General features: G+C 54.0%; 7 protein-coding genes. 4 read left to right on the top strand and 3 right to left on the bottom strand.

Going from position 1 to position 8281, the window contains the following annotated elements; translation table 11 throughout:
- The 3 genes from ACTF5M_RS08240 to hflX all read left to right on the top strand — a co-directional run.
- Nucleotides 1–1540, top strand: a 1540-nt coding sequence (locus tag ACTF5M_RS08240; RefSeq protein ID WP_438960553.1) for a TrkH family potassium uptake protein, incomplete at its 5' end; no start/stop codon positions are given.
- Between the two features lie 138 nt (nt 1541–1678).
- Nucleotides 1679–1915, top strand: coding sequence for an RNA chaperone Hfq (gene hfq, locus ACTF5M_RS08235; RefSeq protein WP_438960555.1), 237 nt, complete (start codon nt 1679–1681; stop codon nt 1913–1915).
- A 60-nt stretch (nt 1916–1975) separates the two neighbouring features.
- Entirely contained in the window at nt 1976–3214 is a 1239-nt protein-coding gene (hflX, locus tag ACTF5M_RS08230) for a GTPase HflX (protein ID WP_438960554.1), read from the top strand.
- Between the two features lie 39 nt (nt 3215–3253).
- On the opposite strand, the gene ACTF5M_RS08225 is transcribed toward hflX, so the two are convergent.
- The 3 genes from ACTF5M_RS08225 to hemB form a co-directional block, all read right to left on the bottom strand.
- Complete coding sequence (locus tag ACTF5M_RS08225) at nt 3254–5719, bottom strand: penicillin acylase family protein (protein ID WP_438960552.1); 2466 nt, start codon at nt 5717–5719, stop codon at nt 3254–3256.
- A gap of 67 nt (nt 5720–5786) precedes the next feature.
- Nucleotides 5787–6401 carry a YSC84-related protein gene (locus ACTF5M_RS08220; RefSeq protein WP_438960551.1) on the bottom strand — a complete coding sequence of 205 codons (615 nt, stop codon included), beginning with the start codon at nt 6399–6401 and terminating at the stop codon, nt 5787–5789.
- Between the two features lie 148 nt (nt 6402–6549).
- Nucleotides 6550–7551 carry a porphobilinogen synthase gene (hemB, locus tag ACTF5M_RS08215; protein ID WP_438960550.1) on the bottom strand — a complete coding sequence of 334 codons (1002 nt, stop codon included), beginning with the start codon at nt 7549–7551 and terminating at the stop codon, nt 6550–6552.
- Nucleotides 7552–7701: 150 nt separating this feature from the next.
- On the opposite strand from hemB, the gene ACTF5M_RS08210 reads away from it, so the two are divergent.
- Nucleotides 7702–8223 carry a component of SufBCD complex gene (locus tag ACTF5M_RS08210; protein WP_438960549.1) on the top strand — a complete coding sequence of 174 codons (522 nt, stop codon included), beginning with the start codon at nt 7702–7704 and terminating at the stop codon, nt 8221–8223.
- The last annotated feature ends 58 nt before the right edge of the window (nt 8224–8281 follow it).

Raw genomic sequence — 8281 nt, 5'->3', positions numbered from 1 at the left:
TTTCCATCGACTTTTTCTGATGCGCGCACAAATTGAACAATATCCGCTGTTTGTCGTTTTGCTGGCGATCAGTGGGATGGCGATGATCGTTCCGGCCGTCGCAGGTTATCTAAGCCGCGATTTATATGAAGCGCGTGTGTTTCTGTACACAGGCATCCTACAGATGTTTTTCGTTGCGATGATCGCGATTGCATCACGGCGTGAAGGGCGGGGTGTTTCTGCCCGCGCGCAGCTTTTGACCCTTGTCGCGGCGTTCACAATTTTGCCTGCTGTGCTGGCATTTCCGTTCTATGAAGCCTTGCGCACGACCACTTTTATCAACGCCTATTTCGAAATGGTGTCCCATTTCACAACAACCGGCGCGACTGTTTTTGATGTGCCTGAACGTCTGTCGGTGCCGCTTCATTTGTGGCGGGCGTTGGTTGCATGGTCTGGCGGCTTGTTCGTTTGGATCACGGCCGTTGCTTTGCTGGAGCCGCTCAATCTGGGGGGCTTTGAGGTGTCATCCACGCCGCGCGCGGGACAACGCTCGGCCACCTATTCGCAGTTCAGCAAAACAACCGCGCCATCTAAACGGCTTGTGCGCCACTCGATTTATCTGACCCCAATATACACGGGCCTGACCGCGCTTATGTGGTTGTTACAAGTGATAGCGGGTGAGGACGGCTTTACAGCGCTGATCCACGCAATGGGCCTTATTTCAACCAGCGGGGTTTCTGCCGTCGGCGGGTTAACAGGTGGTTCGGGCGGAATAATCGCAGAAGCCGTTTTGTTGCTATTTATGGTTTTCGCTTTCACACGGCTCACGTTTTCAAACGATTTTAGCGCCCAACAAGCAGGTACGCTGCGCCGCGATCCTGAAATGCGCATCGCCCTTTCAGTCATCATCATTGTGCCAAGCTTGCTTTTTCTGCGTCACTGGTTTGGGGCCTTGGAACTAAACGACGAAGAAAACTGGCTGGCGGCGTTTCATGCAATCTGGGGGTCCGTTTTCACCGTGGCGTCTTTCCTAAGCACGACTGGCTATGAGAGCGTCCATTGGTCATCCGCGCAAAACTGGTCGGGACTTACCGCACCGGGCATGATTTTGCTGGGGCTTGCGTTGATGGGCGGTGGGGTTGCAACAACTGCCGGCGGTGTAAAGCTGATGCGTGTTTATGCGCTTTATCAACACGGGCTGCGTGAAATGGGACGCTTGGTTCATCCAAATTCCGTTGGCGGGGCAGGAGGTATGGGCCGGCATATTCGCCGTGAAGGGGCGTTTATCGCATGGATTTTCTTCATGACATTTGTGCTGTCGTTTGCATTGGTCATGATACTTTTGTCCCTCACGGGGCTGCCGTTTGAGATTTCCATGGTGCTTTCCGTTGCAGCACTCTCAACCACGGGGCCACTTTCAGAATTGGCCTTGTCGGAGACAATTGCTTTGGGGGCCTTAACGGACAGTGCTAAGTATATCCTATGTGCGGCGATGGTGCTAGGTCGCTTGGAGACTTTGGCTCTCATCGCTCTTTTCAATCCTGAATTTTGGCGAAAATGACCATACATCCGGATTTTGGAGTGTGTGCCGCAAATACGTCATATTTAGGGGGTGGAAGTTTTGCCTTTGAACCTACATAAATGTCTTAACCCCATTATGGGGAGAGATCGATAAACGATCCGGCAAAAAGGACCACAACTGATGGCTGACAAGCAGAACTTGCAAGACGCATTCCTGAACCACGTACGTAAAACGAAGGTTCCATTAACTATTTTCTTGATTAACGGCGTTAAATTGCAGGGTGTTATCACATGGTTTGACAACTATTGTGTGCTTTTGCGCCGTGATGGTCAGTCGCAACTGGTGTATAAGCAAGCCATTTCAACGGTTATGCCCTCCACACCAATCAGCCTTTACGACGGTGAAGAGCCGTAAGGCCCGCCGCACGTGAGCACTGAACATTTCGAGACCAAAACGCCCAACACTCGGGCGTGGATGATCCATCCTGACATAAAAAACGACCGTGATCGGCGCGAGGCCAATGATGCCTTGGCTGAAGCAATTTCTTTGGGCGAAGCTTTGCCGAACCTTGATGTGGAAGGCGGGACAGTTGTCTCGCTTCCCAAAGTTCATGCAGGCATGCTCTTTGGTAAAGGTAAGATCGAAGAGCTGCGCGTCATGTTCAAAGACAGCGACATTGAGCTGGTCTTGGTTGACGGTCCCGTTACGCCCGTTCAACAGCGTAACCTCGAAAAAGCATGGGGCGTGAAGCTGCTTGATCGCACGGGTCTTATCCTTGAGATTTTCAGCGATCGCGCGCGCACTCGTGAGGGTGTGTTGCAGGTTGAGATGGCGCATTTGGCCTATCAACGTACCCGTCTGGTTCGCGCTTGGACACACCTTGAGCGCCAAAGGGGTGGTCTGGGCTTTGTTGGGGGGCCCGGTGAGACACAGATCGAAGCGGACCGCCGTGCCATTGATGATCAAATGGGGCGCTTGCGTAAACAGCTTGAGAAAGTGGTCAAAACCCGCGCGCTTCACCGTGCGGCACGTGCCAAAGTGCCGTTCCCTGTTGTCGCTTTGGTCGGCTACACAAACGCGGGTAAATCTACGCTTTTCAACCGGGTAACCGGTGCGGATGTATTCGCCAAAGACATGCTCTTTGCGACGCTTGACCCCACAATGCGCCGGCTGGAAATTGAAGACGGTCCAGAAATCATTCTGTCCGACACCGTTGGCTTTATCTCTGATTTGCCAACGCAGCTTGTCGCGGCTTTCCGCGCGACCCTCGAGGAAGTGTTGGACGCCGATCTGATTTTGCATGTGCGCGATATCAGCCACCCTGAAACAGAAAATCAGGCACGCGATGTCATGACCATTCTGGCCGATCTAGGCGTTGCTGAGACTGCGCCGATGATCGAGGTCTGGAACAAAATTGACTTGCTGGATGACAGCGCGCGAGATGGGGCAATTGAGACTGCATCGCGTTCTGACATGTTGCACGTTGTATCAGCGCTCACGGGACAGGGCTTGGATGATCTTCTAGCGGCTGTTTCACAAACGCTGACACCGGACCTGCATATTGAGACCTTAAATGTTCCATACGCCAACGGAAAAGGCCGCGCGTGGCTGTTTGAAGAGGGTGTGATTGAGGAAGAAAGCGCCGATGAAACCGGCTATATCTTCAAGGTAAAGTGGACTGCCCGACAGGCCAAGAAGTTCCGTAATTTATAATTATATCAGGCGCTTATGTTTCTTACCTAATGTGCTGCGTTAACGCGGCAAAAGGCGGGTAACACCTGTCGCACCAGCGCGGGCCAGATCAAAATCAAGCGACATTGGAATATATTCGCCGCGCCGCCACAGTACACCAAGGTCGTCATAGTGGCGCGACAGTGGATGTCCTGATTGGCCCGTCGAAATAATGAAAACGGAACTATCAGGGTCAGCAAAATCATACACACCACGGTAGCCTGCGCCGTGTACGTTATGAAACGGATTGGCAGGATCACCAGCAGTACGACCCCGCATTAACGTATTATCCCCGCCAGAAGTGCTTTGCCGAATGTTGACCACGTGCCGCAAAATGGGTGTTTCACCCAGCACAGGGTGGTCGTGGGTTGCTTGATGGACATCGCCCCAGCGTAGAGATTCAAGGGCAGTGCCGTATCTCTCGTTGATCCAGATGATCGCATCATCAAGTGCCAGCCGCGCCATGTCCGCGCAGGTTTCAAGCGGGCCAGACTGCACCAAGTCACACCAAGCGGAGGCTCCATCAATATCGCGGTATACCCGTTCAAGGAAAATAGGCTCCACGTGGGTGAATTCAGTATGAAGCGGGCCAAGTTCGTCGCGGATCAGCCGTGTCTGAAGCGCTTTGACCCATGCAGAATAGATCAGTGGCTCGGGTAAGTGTTCGCTCATCTCGCCGTTCCAATCCGCCAAAAGCGTTAGTGCGCGCTGTCGCTGATGCTCAGGCGTGCCAGCAGGGGCAGGCGGACCAGTGAACCACAGGTTTGCCCCAATCAGCGGCAGAATGGTCCGGGCCGTGACGCTGACTGTATCAAGCTGTGCTTCGATAAAGCTGTCGCGGGTGTGCACTTGGCGCGATTGCATAAGGCGGGCCCAACGGGTGATCCGCTGAGTATCGCCGTAGGTAAAGCTGACGTGGTTGGGGAACGCGGCATCGGTCACTTTGTTATTGGTATTGCCGATGATGCCACCCTCCGGCATCAAAATGCGTGGACTTGTTTCCGGCGGCAGGGTCCCTTGCCATCTGTTTTGGAAGACCCATCCCGGGCTTGGTAAGCGCCCTTTGGTTTGGTGGCGCGCGTCCCGCGTGGGCAGGGCACCGATCGTGACCATTCCAACACCGTTGCTATCTGCCAGCATCAGGTTTTGCGATGGCGCGATAAATGTTTGTGCGGCGTCTGCGGCAGTTTCCACGGATTTGGCCATCATAAGGGCCATGCCAGCACTCATTGATGTGTCTTTGGGCGACAGAGCAGTCCAGTTTAGCGCGGCAACATACCCGTCGCGCACAAGCGTGCCGAGGTTGTAATGCTCAGGCGGCAGGACCGGTCCGTTTTCTGTCCAGCGCAGCGTAAGTGTTTCAGACGGGGCGTCCTTGACGTTGATGATGCTATCGCGGGTTCTAAACTGTGCAAAGCCGTCGAGTGTACGGTATTGTGTGGGATTATCGGGATTAAGCTGTTCAAAAACAAGGTCTTGGTCATCAGCGTACGACGCCGTTAGCCCCCATCCCAAAGCAGCACTCCGCCCCATCAATACCAAAGGAATGCCCGGAATTGTGCCTCCAATGATGCCGCCTGATGCAAGTTCAAGCCGCGCCAAATACCAGATTGAGGGGGATGAAAACACAAGATGCGGATCGCTGGCCAAAAGGCTACCACCAGTGGCAGAACGTGACGGTGCCGCAGCCCACGCATTGGATGCGCCTGCAAGATCGCGGGGCCTGAATGGGGAAAGCGGGTGCTGCTGTTTTTGGCTGCTTGCCGCGTAAATGCGCGTACTACCTTGTGGCATCACCTCCGCAAATGAGGGCAGATCGGCGAGGCCTTCACCTGGTGTATCAGGCAGCAGGTCCAACATCCGTTCGTTCGACAATACCAATGAGGTGCGCGCGCGGAGGACCTCTTGTTCAAGATGCGTGGTACCTTGCAGTGCCATCAACTTAATCAGGGCGATGCTGTCTGCGGGCTGCCAGGGGGCGATTTGATTGGAAAACAAGAACAACTCGGGTGCGCCGCGTCCAAGGGCATCTGCGTTGATCTGCGATAGCCGTGCGTTGATACCGGCTGAATAAGCCTTAAGGGCCGCCAAAGTTTCGGGCGTTTGTGCCGAGACTGATTGTGTCGCAAGTGTGTAAAGGTCCAGCCTGCGTAGGACACGGTCAATGGGCAGTGTCTCGGGCCCGAACACTTCAGACAAACGCCCCTGAACGGTCCGCCGCATGGTAATGAGCTGCCACAGCCTGTCTTGGGCATGGGCATACCCGAGGCCGAAGAAAACATCTTCGTCGTTGGTGCCCACAATATGGGGCACATTGGCGTTGTCGCGAATAATTTCGACGGGGGCTGTAATGCCGCTTAGCGCAACATCCGCATCATAGTCGGGCAGCGAGCGGGAGGCGAACATGTAAGGCACGCCCACCGCAACGATGCAGCAAACACAAACTCCGACAAAAAGCCGAAAAACCCATTTTGTAATGCTCAGCATCGGCTGGCTCTTTCACGTGTTAGTACAGGCGTGCGTTAGCACAGCCGACCGCGTAGCTTGTGGACGTTTACGGAATTATGCGCGAGTATTTTGAGCCTTCAAGCGTGGCGCCCACAAGCAGCCCCGCCTGACCGAACACAACAGCAATCACCGGTGATAGGGAAGTGATCGTGCCGGCGCGGATGCTTTCACCACGGTCTTTATACGCATACTCAAGATCAGCGCCCGCAGCCCACCCTTTGGAGCGACGGAAATCCATCAGCGACTCGTCTGTCATGAAAAATAGAACATGGGCATATTGCTGTGCGCCCAATTGCAGACCCACATTCCCTTGCGCAGTTGAGTAATAATCAACAGTTGACCCGCCCACTTGCAACGCTCCACGTCCGTAAGCACCGCCGATACCGATCAGACCAGCTTCAGTAACCAATGGCATGACCAACATACCGCTGGCTTTTTGTGCCAGCTCGTTGGTTGCAGGGTATTTACCGTACATGAAGTTCAATGTTTGATCGATGCGTGCATCAATTTTGCCAGCTCCTTTAGAGCCGATCCCGTTTCCGCAACCAGCCAAGATCGGCAAGCTAGCAAGCGCACCTATGGTAAATGCGCGGCGGGATGGCTTTGCAACAGCATCCGCGGGGTTTTGCTCAAGTAGAGAACCTGTAGTGTTTTGTGTCATGGTCTTGCCTCTGCTCAGGTGCCAATTTTGGCCTTTGTGTCTGGCCAATTTGCCGCTTTCTGCGGGTATTTTCGGTCTAAGTAATATAACGTGGCGCTCCTGATGTCACTCAGGAACTGCATAAATTTTGATCTGCGCAGCCTCTCGCTTAGGCTTTTTGCAGCAATCTGGCGACCGTGTGTGCGAAATACGTCAAAATGCCATCACAGCCCGCGCGTTTGAAGGCCAGCAAGCTTTCGGTCATCACGCGCTCTCCGTCGATCCAGCCGTTTTGCGCGGCTCCCATGATCATCGCGTACTCACCTGAAACCTGATAGGCATAAGTGGGCACACCGAACTCCGCTTTGACGCGCTGGCATATATCAAGATACGGCATGCCCGGCTTCACCATGACCATATCCGCGCCTTCGCTTAAATCGCGGTGAATATGGCGCAAGGCCTCATCACTATTTGCGGGGTTCATTTGATATGTCTTTTTATCGCCCTTTAACGCACCAGATGCACCAACCGCATCGCGGAACGGGCCGTAAAACGCACTGGCGTATTTGGCCGAGTAGGACATAATCGTCACGTTTTGATGTCCGGCTGCTTCAAGCCCGCGACGCATCGCTCTGATCCGCCCGTCCATCATATCTGAGGGCCCCACAATATCCGCACCTGCCTCGGCTTGGGCCAAAGCCATTTTGACCAGTGCTTCAACAGTTTCGTCGTTCAGGATAATGCCATCACGGACAATCCCGTCGTGACCGTTGATGTTATAGGGATCAAGAGCCACATCCGTCATCACAGCGATCTCGGGCACGGCCTCTTTGATGGCGCGGGTGGCACGGTTCGATAGATTATCCTTGCCCCACGCCTCTGCACAGTCTTGCGTCTTAAGCTCCGGCTCGATGTAGGGGAAAATACACATTGCCGGAATGCCAAGATCACGAGCCTCACGCGCTGCATTCACTAAACGGTCAATGGTCAACCGCGACACACAAGGCATAGAGGCAATTGGCTGCTCTGCATCGGTACCTTCCATGACAAACACGGGCCAAATCAGGTCATCAACGGTCAGTGTGTTTTCACTGGCCAAGCGCCGCAACGCGTCGGATGTACGCAAACGGCGTAGGCGTGTTGCAGGGAAGGCGGCGGTAACAGGTGTCATGTCAGGGGGGCTTTCGGTCTTTGCATTCTGTGCCACTTTGCCTCAATCCAGCGGACCCAACAAGGGGCGTTGATGGTTGGCATTGATGCGGCGTCTCGCTATGGCGAACGGACGCAGCAGCGCGTGTGATGATTTAGCCGGAGTTGGCCCTTGGATTGGTATGAAGCGGTATTTGAACTGATTGACCTTAGGTCATTTTCAAACCTGTGGTACTGGATCGCGCTCGCGGTGTTTTGGTCATCCGCGAGCCACTATGTTTTGGGCGTGCCCTTTGATCTGGTTCTTCGGGCGAAACGCAAAGGTGGGCAGGCCGAGGCCGACCTGCGCGATATGGTTCGCGTGGCAATCAACCGCCTTCTGATCATCGGTGAAGTGTCAGGGCTTTTGATTTTTGGGTTTGGCTGCTTTGTCATCACTGGACTGTTCTTATTGGGCTTTATTTACAGCGTTGAATTTGCACAGGCTTTGTTCTTAATCCTTTTCCCAATGGGACTGTTGGGGCTGATGTCCATCCGCGCGGCCAGCAGTATAGAGGCCAACGTCAAAACCATGGACCAGCTTCATACCCGCCTCATGAAACACAGATTTTGGACCCAAGTACTTGGGATCATTTCTATTTTCATCACTGCAATCTGGGGCATGTATCAAAATATGGTCGTAGGTAGCCTTTGACGCGGTGCGATCTGTGCTCAAACTTGTGTCTGTGCCTTGACGCGGCCCGTCAGCGCGG

Source organism: Nereida sp. (assembly GCF_965655635.1).
In the GTDB taxonomy this organism is placed as follows: Bacteria; Pseudomonadota; Alphaproteobacteria; order Rhodobacterales; family Rhodobacteraceae; genus Nereida.
This window is presented reverse-complemented; position numbering and strand designations above follow the sequence as displayed.

Excerpts from the sequence above, each read along its gene's own strand:
- ACTF5M_RS08220 (WP_438960551.1), bottom strand. The coding sequence starts at position 6,401 with ATGACACAAAACACTACAGGTTCTCTACTTGAGCAAAACCCCGCGGAT.
- ACTF5M_RS08225 (WP_438960552.1), bottom strand. The coding sequence starts at position 5,719 with ATGCTGAGCATTACAAAATGGGTTTTTCGGCTTTTTGTCGGAGTTTGT.
- hflX (WP_438960554.1), top strand. The coding sequence starts at position 1,976 with ATGATCCATCCTGACATAAAAAACGACCGTGATCGGCGCGAGGCCAAT.
- hemB (WP_438960550.1), bottom strand. The coding sequence starts at position 7,551 with ATGACACCTGTTACCGCCGCCTTCCCTGCAACACGCCTACGCCGTTTG.